This window comes from Ensifer sp. ENS07 (assembly GCF_014852185.1).
GTDB classification, from domain to species: domain Bacteria; phylum Pseudomonadota; class Alphaproteobacteria; order Rhizobiales; family Rhizobiaceae; genus Ensifer; species Ensifer adhaerens.
This window is the reverse complement of the sequence record NZ_JACVBE010000002.1, coordinates 1,109,789-1,125,713: the sequence shown is the minus strand read 5'-3', so window position 1 is coordinate 1,125,713 and position 15,925 is coordinate 1,109,789. Positions and strand designations below refer to the sequence as shown.

Here is a 15,925-nt window from a genome sequence, read left to right as displayed (position 1 = left end):
ACCGGGAAGGGGCGTGATGATCGGCGCTCATCGCGCAAAGGCGCCGCGGAACGCTGCTTCCGCGAATGGTTTGGAGAATTGCCACGAAAGACCGCGCGTTGGAACGCTGCGCTCAGCACCTCTCCCTTGATACCTCCGTTTCTACTCGGCAACTTCCTATTTAGAATGAAGTCGCCGATGTAGATTATTTCGGAATTTTTATTCCATTTTTATTGCGTCCGTCAAGGGAGTCGGAGGCCATGGCCTTGCCGTCAGCGACGAATTTCCCCTAAATGGGACGCACGCGACAAGGCCACCAGAGGACAGAATGCTCAAATTCATCGATCCGGACCATCCCTTCTACCGCCCACTGTGGATCCGTCTGCTGATCGTGGGCTTCTGCGGCGTCTGGACAGTGGTCGAGTTCCTGGGCGAGCAAGCGATGTGGGGGATGATTTTCCTCGCGGTGACCGCCTATGCCTCGGCGGCTCTCTTGGTTTTCTACAAGCCGAGCGAGAAGGGCGTCGAGAAAGCTGGGGACGAGGGGCAAGGCAAGGGCGACGGGAGCGACGCTGCCGGCTGAGGTTCACGGCGCCGGGGTGATGGCGCGCATCTGCTTTGCGGCTTCGTCAATCAGCATGTTGGCGAGTTTCATGCGCACGGTGGCGTTGGCGCGAAACGCGGCCGGCAGACGGTCCGGATGGTTCAGGGCCGCGAAGGCCCGGCGCTTTGCCGCAAGCGTCATTTGTGTTTCGCTGTCGACAAGGGCCAGTTCCTCGGCCACGTCGGCAAGGGTCGTACGGCTGAGATAGTCCGGCATCACCGGCGGAGGTGGCGGCTCCACGAAGGACGCATCGAGATAGGCGCGCTCCACGGCGCCGAAGGCCGCCGAGCGGGCGCTTTCGGCCGCAAAGGCGTTGTCGAATGCCGGGGCGTAAGGCGTGGCGACGCGCGTCGCTTCGGCCGGTGCCGGTTCGATATCCTCTTCCGATTTCAGCCGCTCGAGCACCGACTGAAAGACTGACATTCCAAACATGACGTCTCCGATCGCGGCGCACCATGGCAGGCGGAGATTATCTCGGGCTGATCAGACTGATCATGCCCGGGCTGATCAGGCGCGGCCCTGCTTGAGGATCAGGTCGTAGAGCAGCTTGGCGCTCGGCGGCAGCGCGCGTCCCTCGGCAGTGATCAGCCCATAGGGTTTGATTCGGATCGGGATTTCGGTCTTCAGGATGCGGATTTCGCCGGCCGGCGTACCGTTGCCGGCAATCAGGTTGGCGACGTCGAGTGCCACAGGTGCAATCGCGTTGGTGTTGCGCACCATCGACAGCGTCAGGATGATCGAGGAGGTGTTGATCACCGTCGCCGGCAGTCTCACCCCGGCCGCCACGAAACTGTCTTCGACTGCGCGTCTCAGAAGGGTGCCGGGCGGCTGGAATACCCAGTCATAGGAGGGCAGGTCCTCGGCGACGACCATGGGCTTGTCGAGCAGCGGATGGCCGTCGCGCACGATCAGGCAAACCTCCTCGTAGCCGATCTCTACCATGTTGAAGAGCCGCGGCGGCTGGTCGTCGGGGATGCGGCCGATGATGAAATCGTGGCGGGCGGCGAGCAGTTCCCTTGCCAGCACGTTGCTGTTTTCGATCTGGACGTTGATCTCGATGCCGGGATAGGCGGTCATCACCTGACGGATGGCGGGCACGGCGAGATTGAGCGCCGGGCCTGTGACCGAGCCGAGCGAAACCGAGCCGCCGCTGCCGGTCTTCAACTCGTTGATCTCGCGCGATGCCTCCCGGAGTTCCAGAAAGATGCTGCGCGCGCGTCGCGCCAGCGCTTCGCCATAGGGCGTCAACAGGACACCGCGGGCAACGCGTTCGCAGACCGGCGCCTTCAGCATGGTCTCGATTTCCGAGAGCATGCGCGAGGCCGCCGGTTGCGAGATGCCGAGGGCGTCAGCGGCGGCGCTGATGCGGCGGTGATCGTCGATCGCCAGAATCAGCCGGAGGTGGCTGATCTTCAGGCCCGAGCGGAAAAGCGTCGAATCGAAGAGTTCGCCGGCGGTGCTCGGTTTCTGATCGCGCATTTCAACCTCTGCGTTTTTTTCTTTGGTTTTCAGGGATTTTCAAAAATCACACTGTTTGCGCTCGATATATCATTTTTGGTATGTATTCAAAGCAATATTGTATTTGACAGTTATATGGTTTCATTCCAGTTTTTGCTTATGTGCCAGCGCATGTAGGAGCATGCGAGGCGGGGAGGCCTCTCCTTCACCTTGATCCGCTGCCGGAGACGAAGATCTCGGGCGGCGGATTGCTGCGCATAGACGGAAAGGCTCTCGCCTGCCGGCTTCAACTTTTTTGGGAGAGAACTGATGAAATTGATGACTTCGCTTCTCGCAGCCGCCGCGATTTCGATCGCGTCCTTCGCTGCACCGGCATTTGCGCAGGACAAGGGCACGGTCGGCATTTCCATGCCGACGAAGACGTCGACCCGCTGGATTTCCGACGGCGAGACCATGGAGAAGCTGTTCAAGGAAGCTGGCTACACGCCGGACCTGCAGTTTGCTGACGACGACATCCCGAACCAGCTCGCTCAGATCGAGAACATGGTGACCAAGGGCGCCAAGGTTCTCGTCATCGGCGCCATCGACGGCACCACGCTCTCCGACATCCTGCAGAAGGCCCACGACGCCGGCGTCAAGGTCATCGCCTATGACCGCCTGATCCGCGACTCGGGCAATGTCGACTACTACGCCACCTTCGACAACTTCCAGGTCGGCGTGCAGCAGGCAACGTCGCTGGTCCAGGGTCTCAAGCTCGACGGCGCAACCGAGCCGAAGAACATCGAGCTCTTCGGTGGTTCGCCGGACGATAACAACGCCTTCTTCTTCTACGACGGCGCGATGTCGGTCCTGCAGCCGCTGATCGACAGCAAGAAGATCGTCGTCAAGTCCGGCCAGAAGGGCATGGACCAGGTCGGCACGCTGCGTTGGGACGGTGCCGTGGCCCAGGCCCGCATGGAAAACCTGCTGTCGTCGAACTACACCGACGCCAAGGTCGATGGCGTTCTGTCGCCCTATGACGGCCTGTCGATCGGCATCATTTCGGCGCTGAAGGGCGTCGGCTACGGTTCGGGCGACATGGCAATGCCTGCCGTCACCGGCCAGGACGCCGAACTGCCGTCGGTCAAGTCGATCCTTGCCGGCGAACAGTATTCGTCGATCTTCAAGGACACGCGCGAACTCGCCAAGGTCACCGTCGGCATGGTCAACGCGATCATGGAAGGCAAGGAGCCGGAAGTGAACGACACCAAGACCTATGACAACGGCGTCAAGGTGGTTCCGTCCTACCTGCTGAAGCCGGTTGCCGTCGACAAGTCCAACATCAAGGACGTGCTCGTCAGCTCGGGCTACTACACCGAAGACCAGATCAACAACTGATCTTTTTGAGCGTGAGGGCCCGTGCATGCGCGCGGGCCCTTTTATCCAGATGACGGAGCCGGTACTCTCTTGAAGACTGCCGCTGGAATGACTGAACATGGACAATATCATTCTTGAAATGCGGGGCATCACCAAGACGTTCCCGGGCGTCAAGGCGCTGGACAATGTCAGCTTCAAGGTCCGCGAAGGCGAGATCCACGCACTCGTCGGCGAAAACGGCGCCGGCAAGTCGACGCTGATGAAGGTGCTGAGCGGCGTCTATCCCGCCGGCACCTATGATGGCGAAATCCACTATGGCGGCGAAGCCCGCCGCTTCTCGACGATTTCCGACAGCGAAGACCTCGGCATCATCATCATCCACCAGGAACTGGCGCTGGTGCCGCTGCTGTCGATCGCCGAGAACATCTTCCTCGGCAACGAGATCGCCAGCAACGGTGTGATTCACTGGCCGCAGACCTTTGCCCGTACGCAGGAACTGCTGAAGAAGGTTGGCTTGAGCGAATCCCCGGCGACGTTGATCACCGACATCGGTGTCGGCAAGCAGCAACTGGTCGAGATCGCCAAGGCGCTTTCGAAGAAGGTGCGGCTGTTGATCCTTGACGAGCCGACCGCCTCGCTCAACGAAACCGATTCCGATGCGCTTTTGAAGCTGCTGATGGAGTTTCGCACCCAGGGCATGACCTCGATCATCATTTCGCACAAGCTGAACGAGATCCGGAAGGTTGCCGACCAGATCACCATCCTGCGCGACGGCGGCACGGTCGAAACGCTCGACTGTCACAGCGAAGACATTGGCGAAGACCGGATCATCAAGGGCATGGTCGGCCGCGCCATGGAAGATCGTTATCCGCCGCGCGAACCGAAGATCGGCGAGACGCTGCTCGAAGTGAAGAACTGGAACGTCTTCCACCAGCAGCACCGCGACCGGCAGTTCCTGCACGACGTCAATTTCACCGTGCGCGCCGGAGAGGTCGTCGGCATCGCCGGGTTGATGGGGGCAGGGCGCACCGAAACGGCGATGAGCCTCTTCGGCAAGTCCTGGGGCCACAAGATCACCGGCGACGTGACGATGCGCGGCAAGCCCGTCGACGTCAGCACCATTCCGCGTGCGATCGATGCGGGGCTTGCCTATGTCACCGAGGACCGCAAGCAGCTCGGGCTCGTCTTGATCAACAACATCAAGGAGAACACAACGCTCTCCAATCTGAAGGCGGTGGCCGCGAACGGCGTCATCGACGATCGCAAGGAAGCGAAGGTCGCCTCCGACTATCGCTCGAAGCTGCGCATCCGTTCGCACTCGATCTATCAGGAAACGGTCAACCTTTCGGGCGGCAACCAGCAGAAGGTCGTCTTGTCCAAATGGCTGTTCACCAATCCGGAAGTTCTCATTCTCGACGAGCCGACACGCGGTATCGATATCGGCGCGAAGTATGAGATCTACACCATCATCAACCAGCTTGCCGCCGAGGGTAAGGGCATCCTGATGATCTCATCGGAAATGCCGGAGCTGCTTGGAACCTGCGATCGCATCTACGTCATGAACGAGGGCCGCATCGTCGCGGAGCTTTCGAAGGCGGAAGCGAGCCAGGAATCCATCATGCGTGCCATCATGCGTTCAGGGGAGAAACACTAATGGTCGCCGATACGAGCACCCAAAACAACAAGCCCTCGATCGGGGACTATCTCAAGAACAACATCCGCGAATACGGCCTGCTCGTCGCGCTCGTGGTGATCATGCTGTTCTTCCAGTTCGTCACCAACGGCGTGCTGTTCAAGCCGGTCAACATCACCAACCTGGTGCTGCAGAACTCCTTCATCGTCATCATGGCGCTCGGCATGCTGCTGATCATCGTTGCCGGGCATATCGACCTGTCGGTCGGCTCGATCGTCGCCTTCATCGGCGCGATCTCGGCGATCATGCTGGTGAAATGGGGCTTGCCCGCCATCATCGTCATTCCCGCCTGTCTGATCGTTGGCGGCATCATGGGGGCGGCCCAGGGCTATTGGGTCGCCTACCAGAAGATCCCGTCCTTCATCGTGACGCTGGCCGGCATGCTGGTGTTCCGCGGGCTCACCTATGTGGTGCTCGGCGGCCGCCCGATCGGTCCGTTCCCGAAGGAATTCCAGCTGCTGTCGACCGGCTTCGTTCCGGATTTCCTCTATTTCCTCAATCCGGCGCCCGAGACCATTCAGAACATGGTGGCGCTCGTCGCCGTCATCGCGCTCGTCGGCTACGCGATCTACGCGGGCATTCGTGACCGCAAGATCAACGAGCAGCACGGCACGGAGAACGAGCCGTTCATTTTCTTCGCCGTGCAGATGGCTGTCATCGCTGCCGTGGCGCTGTTCATCGGCTTCCAGCTTGCGACCTATCGCGGCCTGCCGAACGTGCTGATCGCCATGGCCGTGCTGATTGCGCTCTATACCTTCGTCACCACGCGCTCGACGATCGGTCGCCGCATCTATGCCATGGGCGGCAACGTCAAGGCGACCAAGCTTTCGGGCATCAACACCGAGCGGCTGACCTTCTACACCTTCGTCAACATGGGCGTGCTTGCGGCACTCGCCGGCATGATCATCACCGCTCGCCTCAATTCGGCAACGCCGAAGGCCGGCGTCGGTTTCGAGCTCGACGTCATTGCGGCCTGCTTTATCGGCGGTGCCTCGGCGTCGGGCGGTGTAGGCAAGATCATCGGGGCCGTCATCGGCGCCTTCATCATGGGCGTGATGAACAACGGCATGTCGATCATGGGCATCGGCATCGATTACCAGCAGTTGATCAAGGGCCTCGTGCTGCTCGCTGCCGTGTTCTTCGATGTCTACAACAAGAACAAGGGTTGAGCGGAAAGCCATAAGACCCGACGCGAACCAGTAACATTCACCGGCAGCCACAGCTGCCAGGATCGGCGGATTGGTCCGCCGGAATTGGGTGGCGAAAGCCACCCACGGGGACGCTTTTGCCTTGAAGAGGCGAACACAGCGACCCAAGACGATAGGAAGGATAGCATCGTGCTGATTTCGCAGATCAGGAACGAAGACGGGTCGATCACGGTGGCGGTACGGCTGCCGGGTGAGGCGGCGCATGCGGTGAACGGCGCGACAAGCGTCTATGCGCTGGCGATGGAAGCGGCCAATGCCGGACGGAGCCTGAAGCAGACGATCGAGGCCAAGGGGCTCGGCGCCGCCGTCGACCTCGAAAAGGCCTATGCGGAGGGGCGCTTCCTGCCGCCGATCACTCATCCGGATCCGGCACACCTGCACCTGACCGGCACGGGTCTCACCCATCTCGGCTCGGCTGCGACCCGCGACGCCATGCACAAGAAGACGAGCGAGGCGGCCGAGGAAACCCTGACCGACTCGATGAAGATGTTCCGCATGGGGCTCGAAGGCGGCAAGCCGAGGGCCGGCGAAACAGGCGTGCAGCCGGAATGGTTCTACAAGGGCAACGGCACCTCCGCCGTGGCGCCGGGGAATGCGCTCGTCTCGCCCGCCTTTGCCGAGGATGGTGGCGAAGAGCCGGAAATGGCCGGCATCTATGTGATCTCCGAGAAGGGCGTTCCGTTCCGCATCGGTTTTGCCGTTGCCAACGAATTCTCCGACCACAAGACCGAGAGGGTCAACTATCTCTGGCTCGCGCATTCGAAGCTGCGCCAGGCGAGCTTCGGTCCGGAGATCCGCATTGGTGTCGCACCGGAGGACATTCGCGGCTTGTCGCGTATCCTGCGTGGCGGCAAGGTGCTGTGGGAAAAGCCGTTCCTGTCGGGCGAAGCCAACATGTCGCACAGCTTCGCCAATCTCGAGCATCACCATTTCAAGTATGGCTTGTTCCGCCAGCCGGGCGACATCCACGTGCACATGTTCGGCACGGCGACGCTGTCCTTCGGTGATGGCATCCGCACCGAGGAAGGTGACGTGTTTGAGATCGAGGCCGATGGTTTCGGCCTTCCGCTCCGCAACGCTCTCGCGATCGCAGCTGACGAAGAGGTCGCGATCCGCCAGCTCTGACACATCTCCTAAGCGCGACCGTTCGCGAGGGACGGTCATGCGCATCTATGAAGGAGGCCTGAGGCCATGACTTTGCACCAGAACCTGATAGCCGGCGAATGGGTCGGCGGTGACGGCGTTGCCAACATCAACCCGTCCAACACCAACGACGTGGTCGGCGAATATGCCCGTGCGTCGGCGGACGATGCGCGCGCAGCGATCGCTGCCGCCAAGGCGGCGTTTCCGGCCTGGTCGCGCTCGGGTATTCTCGAGCGCCACGCGATCCTGAGGAAGACCGCCGACGAGATCCTTGCGCGCAAGGACGAACTCGGGAAGCTCTTGTCGCGTGAGGAAGGCAAGACCTTGGCCGAAGGCATCGGCGAGACGGTGCGCGCCGGCCAGATCTTCGACTTCTTCGCCGGCGAGTGCCTGCGGTTGGCGGGCGAGGTGCTGCCGTCGGCAAGACCCAATATCGGCGTCGAGATCACCCGCGAGCCGATCGGTGTCGTCGGCATCATCACGCCCTGGAACTTCCCGATCGCCATTCCCGCCTGGAAGATCGCGCCGGCGCTTTGCTACGGCAACACCGTCGTCTTCAAGCCGGCCGAACTGGTGCCCGGCAGTTCCTGGGCGATCGTCGACATTCTTAACCGCGCCGGCCTGCCGAAGGGCGTCTTGAACCTCGTCATGGGCAAGGGCTCGGTCGTCGGCCAGGCCATGCTCGACAGCCCGGACATTCACGCCATCACCTTCACCGGCTCGACCGGCACGGGCAAACGCGTGGCGCTGGCCTCGGTCGAACACAATCGCAAATACCAGCTGGAAATGGGTGGCAAGAACCCCTTCGTCGTGCTCGATGACGCCGACCTCAATGTTGCAGTGGAAGCCGCGGTCAACTCCGCCTTCTTCTCGACCGGCCAGCGTTGCACGGCATCTTCGCGCCTCATCGTCACCGAGGGTATTCACGATCGGTTCGTGGCGGCCATGGGCGAACGGATGAAGGGGCTTGTGATCGACGACGCCTTGAAGGCCGGCACCCAGATCGGTCCGGTGGTCGATGAGAGCCAGCTCAACCAGGACACCGACTATATCGCCATCGGCCGCCAGGAAGGCGCCAAGCTTGCCTTCGGCGGCGAGCTTCTGAAGCGCGACACGCCCGGCTTCTACCTGCAGCCGGCGCTGTTTACCGAAGCGACGAACGCGATGCGCATTTCTCGGGAAGAGATCTTCGGGCCGGTCGCATCCGTCATCCGCGTCAAGGACTACGATGAGGCGCTCACTGTCGCCAACGACACGCCCTTCGGTCTGTCCTCGGGGATTGCCACCACCAGCCTCAAGCACGCGACCCATTTCAAGCGCAATGCCGAAGCCGGCATGGTGATGGTCAACCTGCCGACGGCGGGCGTCGATTTCCACGTGCCCTTCGGCGGGCGCAAGGGCTCGTCCCATGGCTCGCGCGAGCAGGGGCGCTACGCCGCCGAGTTCTACACCACCGTCAAGACGGCCTACACGCTCGCCTGAAGCACGCCGTCATCGGGCCCGCGTGAACGGTGCGGGCCGCATAAGGAAGGAAGAGATGAAGAAGAAAGCTGAATGGCCGCGCAAGCTGCGTTCGCAGGATTGGTTCGGCGGTACCGGCAAGAATGCCATCATGCACCGCTCCTGGATGAAGAACCAGGGCCTGCCCGCCGACACCTTCGATGGCCGGCCGATCATCGGCATCTGTAACACCTGGTCGGAGCTGACGCCGTGCAACGCGCATCTGCGTGATCTCGCAGAGCGGGTGAAGCGCGGCGTCTACGAGGCCGGTGGCTTCCCGGTCGAATTCCCGGTGTTTTCCGTTGGCGAAAGCACGCTGCGGCCCACGGCGATGATGTTCCGCAATCTTGCGGCCATGGACGTCGAAGAGGCGATCCGCGGCAATCCGGTCGATGGCGTCGTGCTGCTTGGGGGCTGTGACAAGACCACGCCGAGCCTCCTGATGGGGGCTGCGAGCGTCGACATTCCGGTCATCCTCGTCTCCGGCGGCCCGATGCTGAACGGTAAGTGGCGCGGCAAGGATGTCGGCTCAGGCACGGCGATCTGGCAGTTCTCGGAAATGGTGAAGTCCGGCGAGATGTCGCTCGCCGAATTCATGGATGCGGAGCAGGGCATGGCCCGCTCGGCCGGCAGCTGCATGACCATGGGCACGGCCTCGACCATGGCCTCGATGGCCGAAGCGCTCGGCATGACCCTGCCCGGCAATGCGGCGATCCCTGCCGTCGATGCCCGCCGCCGGGTGATCTCCCAGCTCTCCGGCCGCCGCATTGTCGACATGGTCAAGGAGGATCTGAAGCCTTCGGATATCCTGACGAAGCAGGCCTTCGAGAACGCCATTCGCGTCAACGGCGCTGTCGGCGGCTCGACCAACGCCGTGCTGCACCTCTTGGCGCTTGCCGGCCGTGTCGGTGTCGACCTCAGTCTCGACGATTGGGATCGCCTCGGCCGCGACGTGCCGACGATCGTCAACCTGCAGCCGTCGGGCAAGTACCTGATGGAGGAGTTCTATTATGCCGGCGGCCTGCCGGTCGTGATCAAGGCCGTGGGCGAAATGGGCCTCCTTCACAAGGATGCTGTGACCGTCACCGGTGACACGATCTGGAACGACGTCAAGGATGTCGTCAACTACAATGACGACGTCATCGTGCCGCGCGACAAAGCGCTGACCAAGTCCGGCGGCATCGCGGTGCTGCGCGGCAATCTTGCGCCCAAGGGCTGCGTGCTGAAGCCGTCCGCCGCATCGCCGCACCTGATGCAGCACAAGGGCCGGGCGGTGGTGTTCGAGAGCATCGAGGACTACCACGCCCGCATCAATCGCGATGATCTCGACATCGACGAGACCTGCGTGATGGTGCTGAAATATTGCGGCCCGAAGGGTTACCCGGGCATGGCCGAGGTCGGCAACATGGGCCTGCCCCCGAAGGTGCTGAAAAAGGGCATTACCGACATGATCCGCATCTCCGATGCGCGCATGTCCGGCACGGCCTACGGTACGGTCATCCTGCACACGGCGCCGGAAGCGGCCGATGGCGGCCCGCTGGCACTGGTTCAAAACGGCGACATGATCGCCGTCGACGTGCCGGCCCGCACCATCCATCTCGATGTCTCCGACGAAGAACTGGCCCGTCGTCGCGCTGCCTGGGTGTCGCCGGTGATGCCGCTCAAGGGTGGTTATGCCGGCCTCTACGTCAAGAGCGTGATGCAGGCCGACACGGGCGCGGATCTCGACTTCCTCGTCGGTCCGCGCGGCGCGGAAATTCCGATGAACCGCGACAGCCACTGACGCTGTCGGCGCGAGAGCGGACAGTTCGCTCTTGTCTTTGGCGCTCAACACAGCTCGCGTCATATCAGACGCGCAAAGGCCGCCGTCGCACCGTAATTGCGGTGCGACGGTCCCAGGTGCCAGCGTCGAGGAGGCCGCTGCGAGCTGAGCAGGCTTGGCGCACCCGCAAGCATCGTCGCGGGACGGGACCTGTAACTTTTATGCTGGCACTGACCCGCGACCGTCTTCATCGCTGCAATCAGCCCTAGTCGGCGGGCCTGTTCATCTTCCCTTACCTCTGGGTAACCACTGACCGCGCGGTGCGTATTGGCGTCGCAGCGTCGACGTCATAGTTTTCCCCCGCGACGTTGCGTGCCTGCAGGTGGGCGGCCGCGGCAGTGCTCCATTGATCGGAGACGATCGAAGGATAAATGCAGCAGCCGAACAGCCGTCAGCTATCTTGCGGCGAGAAGGAGCATGCGCCTCGGCTTGGCCGTCGGAGCGTGTCGGAACCTATGATCTAAGGGAGTGAAGAAGCGTGCCGTTAACAGATCTTATCGATTCGTATTGCGCTGCCTGGTCGTCGGAGGACGCCGAGCAGAGGCGGGCGTTGCTGGTGCCGATCTGGGCCGATGGCGCAACGTACACGGACCCGACGGTTCATGCCGCCGGTGCAGAAGAACTGCTCGCGCACATTGCAGGTATTCAGGCTGGGCACCCGGGCGCGCGTATTACTCGGACAAGCGACGTGGATGTTCATCATGGGATCGCACGCTTCGCCTGGCGATTTGTGATGCCCGACGGATCATCTTTCCCCGAGGGTCTGGACATCGCATTCCTCGATCCCAACGCGACGCGCATTACGCGCATCATCGGTTTTTTCGGGCCATTGGCCAGCCTTCCAGCGTCATCAGACGTCCTTTGATCGGCTAAGAGCCTCAGAACGATCACCGCACCACTTTCAGTGCGGCGATCCTGTTTGGGTGCCAAGGCCATCGTTTCGAAAAGACACGCCTTCGGCCGCATCTTTGCCGTGTGTTATCCACACTGGGCAAAACCCTCGCTTTTCGGCTGATCCGCTGCAACCGGCAGCAACCCTGCGACGTATCCCCTTTGTCGGGGCCATTCCGACCCTGACCTTGTTAGGAGGACGATCATGCGGAGGAATGTTCTTGCGTTGTCGCTCGGTCTTCTTGCGACGGTGGCGCTGTCCCAGCCGGCATTTTCACAGAGTGCGAACGGTCTTGGCGTCGGCGTGTCCGTCGGTGGCCCGAGCGGGCTGAACGCCAATGTCGGACTTGGTGGCTCGAACGGCCTTAAGGCCGATATCGACGCATCGCTCGGCGGCGCAAACGGCGTCAATGCCAACGCAAACGCCTCGATCGGCGGTGCGCAAGGCGTCAACGCCGATGTGCAGGCGAGCGCCGGCGGCGCCAATGGCATCAACGCGGATGCCGATGTCGGCCTTGGCGGCGGAAAAGGGCTCAACACTTCGGTCAATGCCACGGTCGGTGGACGGAATGGCCTGACTGCTGGTCTCAAGGCCAATGCAGGCGGCGGCAACGGCGTCGGGCTTGGGCTCGGCGTGGGAGTTGGAACGGGATCCGGCGGCGGGAGCTCCGGGGGTGACGGCAGCGTTGGCGGTGGAACCGGAGGCGGTTCGGGAGGCTCGGTTTCACCAGGCGCTTCGATGGCCGCGTTCAATGCACTGCCCGCCGGCGAGCGGGTCAAGCTGATCAAACGCTGTCGCGATGTCGTTGGCGGCGGTTATGACAGCGGGCTGGTTTCGCTCTGCCGCATCCTGCAGGCGAGCGCCTCGCGGTAGTCGGAACATCCGGTAGCTTCGACGGGGCGTCGCCGCCGCCCCGTCTCCGACCTACTGACTCTGATTTTGGCTCTGGCCCCGGGCCTGGCTTTGATTCTGGCTTTGGCTTTGGCTTTGGCTTTGCTGCTGCTGTTCGACCGTGACCGACACCTTCAGCGTCTCCTTCGCCTCGCCGTGGATCAGCCCGGAGATGGGGGCGGCGTCGCGGTAGCAGAGGCCGGAGGCGATGCGGACATAGCGATCATCTGGGCAGATCTTGTTGGCTGCATCGAAGCCGACCCAGCCGAGCCCGTTGAGATGCACCTCGGCCCAGGCATGGCTGGCCGTCTGTTCGGGGTGCCCCTCCATCATCAGGTAGCCCGAGATGTAGCGCGCCGGTAGATCGAGCGAGCGGGCCGCTGCGATCAGGATATGGGCATGGTCCTGGCAGACGCCTTGGCCGCTTTCCAGCGCATCCTCGGCCGTCGTTTCCGCATGGGTCTCGCCGGGTTTGTACGTCACCGCCTCGTGGATCGTCTCCATCAGCGCATGCATGCGGGCAAGGGCGGTGTCACCTTCGGCGGATTTTGCGAGCTCGCGGATGAGCTTTCCGGCCTTGGTAAGCGGTGTTTCGCGTGCAAAGAGCCACAGCGGCACATAAGACTGGTGCGGGCCGAAGACGCCGGCGCGGTCCTCCGTGTTGACCTCGCCGGAGGCCGTGATATGGATCGTTTCGCGGTCGCCGTCGATGCTGACGAGGTGAACACGGTTGCCGAAGTGGTCGTCGTAGTTCACTTCGATCGCAGCGCCATCGACGAGGGTCTCCCAGCCGAGCACGGTCTGGCCCACCTGGGTGAGCGGCGTCAGCCGCAAGCGCTGCAGGGCATACTGCACGGGCTCGTCATAGTGATATTCGGTCGTGTGGCTGATCTTCAGGTGCATGCCATCCTCCGATCTAGAACGCTTCCGGTCAAAACGGAGTTGTGAAAGCGCTCTATCTCCTTGTTTTTACGCAATTCCAAACGCGAAACGGCGTTACACTTTCGCTGAAACTGCTCTAGTAGAATCGGTAGCCGTCGGAGATTTCCTGTCCCAGACGGTTGTTGTGGCTGATGAATTCTTCGAGATACTCATGCAGCCCCTGATCCATGATGTCCTTGATCGACTGGCTGCGCAGCGACGCTAGCGTCCGGTCGGCCGTCTCGTGGGCGGCATGGCGTTCGCCATACTCCCGTTCGAGGTAGCCGAGGTTGCTGGCGATCTTCTCGTAGCAATACGCAAGCGAGCGCGGCATGCGGCCGTTGGAAATCAGGAAGTCGGCGATGTTGGCGGGGCGGAGCTCGGCGTCATAGACCCAGCCATAGGCGCGATGCGCCGAGACCGAGCGCAGAATCGATTCCCACTGCACATTGTCCATCGACGAGCCGACGGCGGCGACCGCCGGCAGGAGCACATAATACTTAACATCGAGGATGCGGGCGGTGTTGTCGGCCCGTTCGATGAAGGTGCCGATGCGCGAGAAATTGAAGATCTCGTTTCGAAGCATGGTGCCGTGGAAGGCGCCACGGATGAGGCCGGCGCGGCGCTTGATCATGTCGATGATCTCCGGCATGTCCGTCGGGCGCGCCTTCTTCGACAGCATTGCCCTCATCTCGAGATAGCACTCGTTGGTGGCTTCCCAGGTTTCGCGCGTCAGCGCCGTGCGCACCATGCGGGCATTGTGACGCCCCGCCTCGATGCAGGACATCACGCTTGAGGGATTGGCCCGGTCGCGCAGCAGGAAGTCGATCGCGTCGATGCTCGTCAGCGTCTCGTGCACCTCGTCATAAAGTTCGCGCACGCCCGCACTTTGCAGCACACCGTCCCAGTCGCCCTCCGTTGCCTCGCTGCGGGTCAGCGCCATGCGCAGGCCGGCATCGATCAGCCGGGCGCTGTTTTCGGCGCGTTCGATATAGCGGAACATCCAGTAGAGGCCGTTTGCAGTTCTTCCGAGCATCTCTCAGTCCTCCAGCACCCAGGTGTCCTTGGTCCCGCCACCCTGGCTGGAGTTCACGACGAGCGAACCGGCTTTCAGCGCCACGCGCGTCAGGCCGCCGGGGATGATCTGGACCTTGTCGGAGACGAGGACATAGGGGCGAAGGTCGACGTGCCGGGGCGCGATGCCCTTGTTGACGAGGATCGGCACGGTGGAAAGGGAAAGCGTCGGCTGGGCGATGTAATTGGTCGGGCGGGCTTTCAGCTTCTCGGCGAAGACGGCGCGTTCCTTCCTGGTCGCCGTCGGGCCTACCAGCATGCCGTAGCCGCCTGAGCCGTGGACCTCCTTGACCACCAGCTCTTCCAGATGCTCGAGCACGTATTTGAGGCTCTGCGGCTCGGAACAGCGCCAGGTCGGGACGTTTTCCAAGAGCGGCTTGCGGCCGGTATAGAACTCGACGATCTCGGGCATGTAGGAATAGATCGCCTTGTCGTCGGAAATTCCGGTGCCGGGCGCGTTGGCAATGGTGATGTTGCCGGCGCGGTAGACGTCCATGATGCCTGGAATGCCGAGGGCGGAATCCGGTCGGAAGGTGAGTGGGTCGAGGAAGTCGTCATCGACGCGGCGGTAGAGCACGTCGATCGCCTCGTAGCCGCGGGTGGTGCGCATCTTCACCTTGCCGTCGATCACCCGCAGGTCCGATCCTTCGACGAGCTCGACGCCCATCTGGTCGGCGAGGAACGCGTGCTCGTAGTAGGCCGAATTGTAGATGCCGGGCGTCAGCACCGCGACGCGCGGCTTGCCGCTGCAGCCGGGAGGTGCGAGCGAAGAAAGGCTCTGGCGCAGCAGGTAGGGGTAGTTCTCGACCGGGCGCACGCGGTTTTGATGGAAGAGTTCCGGGAACATCTGCATCATCGTTTCGCGGTTCTCCAGCATGTAGCTGACGCCGGATGGGGTACGCGCGTTATCTTCGAGAACGTAGAACTGGTCTTCGCCGGTTCTGACGATGTCGGTGCCGACGATATGGGTATAGACGCCGCCCGGCGGGCGGAAACCGATCATCTGCGGCAGGAAGGCTTCGTTCTTTTCGATCAGTTCGCGCGGGATGCGGCCGGCGCGGATGATTTCCTGCTTGTGGTAGATGTCGTCGAGAAAGGCGTTGAGCGCGATGACCCGCTGTTCGATGCCCTGGGCGAGCTTGCGCCATTCGCGGCCGGAGATGATGCGGGGGATGAGATCGAAGGGGATGAGCTTTTCGGAACTGTCTGCGTGTCCGTAGACCGCGAAGGTGATGCCGGTTTTCCGGAAGATGTTCTCGGCGTCCTTGGATTTCGCTATGAGCCGATTTCTGTCCTGGCTGGCATACCAATCATGATAGGTCGAATATGGCTGGCGCGGACTGCTGTCCGCATTCATCATTTCGTCAAATGCCAAAGGCGTGGT

The 15,925-nt window shown here is 62.1% G+C and carries 14 protein-coding genes; 9 read left to right on the top strand and 5 right to left on the bottom strand.

Annotation, left to right across the window (positions count from 1 at the left end; genetic code table 11):
* Positions 1-307 precede the first annotated feature (307 nt).
* A complete protein-coding gene (locus IB277_RS12635; RefSeq protein ID WP_090298120.1) occupies positions 308-562 on the top strand; it encodes a hypothetical protein in 255 nt (84 codons plus the stop codon).
* 3 nt (positions 563-565) lie between these two features.
* On the opposite strand, the gene IB277_RS12630 is transcribed toward IB277_RS12635, so the two are convergent.
* A complete protein-coding gene (locus tag IB277_RS12630; RefSeq protein ID WP_060582450.1) occupies positions 566-1,015 on the bottom strand; it encodes a hypothetical protein in 450 nt (149 codons plus the stop codon).
* A gap of 75 nt (positions 1,016-1,090) precedes the next feature.
* Positions 1,091-2,062, bottom strand: coding sequence for a LysR family transcriptional regulator (locus IB277_RS12625; protein WP_034793895.1), 972 nt, complete (start codon positions 2,060-2,062; stop codon positions 1,091-1,093).
* Between the two features lie 288 nt (positions 2,063-2,350).
* Between IB277_RS12625 and chvE the strand changes: the two genes are divergently transcribed.
* From chvE to IB277_RS12585, 8 genes are all read left to right on the top strand, one after another.
* Positions 2,351-3,418, top strand: a complete 1,068-nt coding sequence (gene chvE, locus IB277_RS12620; RefSeq protein ID WP_034793892.1) for a multiple monosaccharide ABC transporter substrate-binding protein — start codon at positions 2,351-2,353, stop codon at positions 3,416-3,418.
* Positions 3,419-3,515: 97 nt separating this feature from the next.
* The gene (gene mmsA / locus IB277_RS12615; protein ID WP_034793889.1) at positions 3,516-5,051 is read left to right on the top strand and encodes a multiple monosaccharide ABC transporter ATP-binding protein; all 1,536 of its coding nucleotides are present in this window, start codon (positions 3,516-3,518) and stop codon (positions 5,049-5,051) included.
* Positions 5,051-6,259 (top strand): multiple monosaccharide ABC transporter permease, encoded by a 1,209-nt coding sequence (gene mmsB / locus IB277_RS12610; RefSeq protein ID WP_060582451.1) that lies wholly within the window; start codon positions 5,051-5,053, stop codon positions 6,257-6,259. Before mmsA ends, mmsB begins: the two co-directional genes overlap by 1 nt.
* Before the next feature lie 168 nt (positions 6,260-6,427).
* Positions 6,428-7,423, top strand: coding sequence for an AraD1 family protein (gene araD1, locus IB277_RS12605; RefSeq protein WP_090298117.1), 996 nt, complete (start codon positions 6,428-6,430; stop codon positions 7,421-7,423).
* Positions 7,424-7,489: 66 nt separating this feature from the next.
* On the top strand, positions 7,490-8,923 hold the full coding sequence (locus tag IB277_RS12600; RefSeq protein WP_192371006.1) for an aldehyde dehydrogenase family protein: 1,434 nt from the start codon (positions 7,490-7,492) through the stop codon (positions 8,921-8,923).
* A gap of 55 nt (positions 8,924-8,978) precedes the next feature.
* Positions 8,979-10,724 carry an L-arabinonate dehydratase gene (araD, locus tag IB277_RS12595; protein ID WP_034803454.1) on the top strand — a complete coding sequence of 582 codons (1,746 nt, stop codon included), beginning with the start codon at positions 8,979-8,981 and terminating at the stop codon, positions 10,722-10,724.
* A gap of 517 nt (positions 10,725-11,241) precedes the next feature.
* Positions 11,242-11,628, top strand: coding sequence for a hypothetical protein (locus tag IB277_RS12590; protein ID WP_089045052.1), 387 nt, complete (start codon positions 11,242-11,244; stop codon positions 11,626-11,628).
* A gap of 231 nt (positions 11,629-11,859) precedes the next feature.
* Entirely contained in the window at positions 11,860-12,528 is a 669-nt protein-coding gene (locus tag IB277_RS12585) for a hypothetical protein (RefSeq protein ID WP_090298344.1), read from the top strand.
* Between the two features lie 51 nt (positions 12,529-12,579).
* Here IB277_RS12585 and IB277_RS12580 read toward each other — a convergent pair whose 3' ends face one another.
* The 3 genes from IB277_RS12580 to IB277_RS12570 form a co-directional block, all read right to left on the bottom strand.
* Positions 12,580-13,449, bottom strand: a complete 870-nt coding sequence (locus IB277_RS12580) for a transglutaminase family protein (protein ID WP_192371005.1) — start codon at positions 13,447-13,449, stop codon at positions 12,580-12,582.
* A 115-nt stretch (positions 13,450-13,564) separates the two neighbouring features.
* Positions 13,565-14,503: an alpha-E domain-containing protein gene (locus tag IB277_RS12575; protein WP_034803460.1), complete on the bottom strand. Its 939-nt coding sequence runs from the start codon at positions 14,501-14,503 to the stop codon at positions 13,565-13,567.
* Between the two features lie 3 nt (positions 14,504-14,506).
* Entirely contained in the window at positions 14,507-15,901 is a 1,395-nt protein-coding gene (locus tag IB277_RS12570) for a circularly permuted type 2 ATP-grasp protein (protein ID WP_034803477.1), read from the bottom strand.
* Positions 15,902-15,925: the final 24 nt, after the last annotated feature.

Bases quoted from the DNA above. Each gene is read 5' to 3' on its own strand.
- araD (WP_034803454.1), top strand. From the start codon at position 8,979: ATGAAGAAGAAAGCTGAATGGCCGCGCAAGCTGCGTTCGCAGGATTGG.
- mmsB (WP_060582451.1), top strand. From the start codon at position 5,051: ATGGTCGCCGATACGAGCACCCAAAACAACAAGCCCTCGATCGGGGAC.
- chvE (WP_034793892.1), top strand. From the start codon at position 2,351: ATGAAATTGATGACTTCGCTTCTCGCAGCCGCCGCGATTTCGATCGCG.
- IB277_RS12585 (WP_090298344.1), top strand. From the start codon at position 11,860: ATGCGGAGGAATGTTCTTGCGTTGTCGCTCGGTCTTCTTGCGACGGTG.
- IB277_RS12630 (WP_060582450.1), bottom strand. From the start codon at position 1,015: ATGTTTGGAATGTCAGTCTTTCAGTCGGTGCTCGAGCGGCTGAAATCG.
- IB277_RS12575 (WP_034803460.1), bottom strand. From the start codon at position 14,503: ATGCTCGGAAGAACTGCAAACGGCCTCTACTGGATGTTCCGCTATATC.
- IB277_RS12570 (WP_034803477.1), bottom strand. From the start codon at position 15,901: ATGATGAATGCGGACAGCAGTCCGCGCCAGCCATATTCGACCTATCAT.
- IB277_RS12580 (WP_192371005.1), bottom strand. From the start codon at position 13,449: ATGCACCTGAAGATCAGCCACACGACCGAATATCACTATGACGAGCCC.
- mmsA (WP_034793889.1), top strand. From the start codon at position 3,516: ATGGACAATATCATTCTTGAAATGCGGGGCATCACCAAGACGTTCCCG.
- IB277_RS12635 (WP_090298120.1), top strand. From the start codon at position 308: ATGCTCAAATTCATCGATCCGGACCATCCCTTCTACCGCCCACTGTGG.
- IB277_RS12625 (WP_034793895.1), bottom strand. From the start codon at position 2,062: ATGCGCGATCAGAAACCGAGCACCGCCGGCGAACTCTTCGATTCGACG.
- IB277_RS12600 (WP_192371006.1), top strand. From the start codon at position 7,490: ATGACTTTGCACCAGAACCTGATAGCCGGCGAATGGGTCGGCGGTGAC.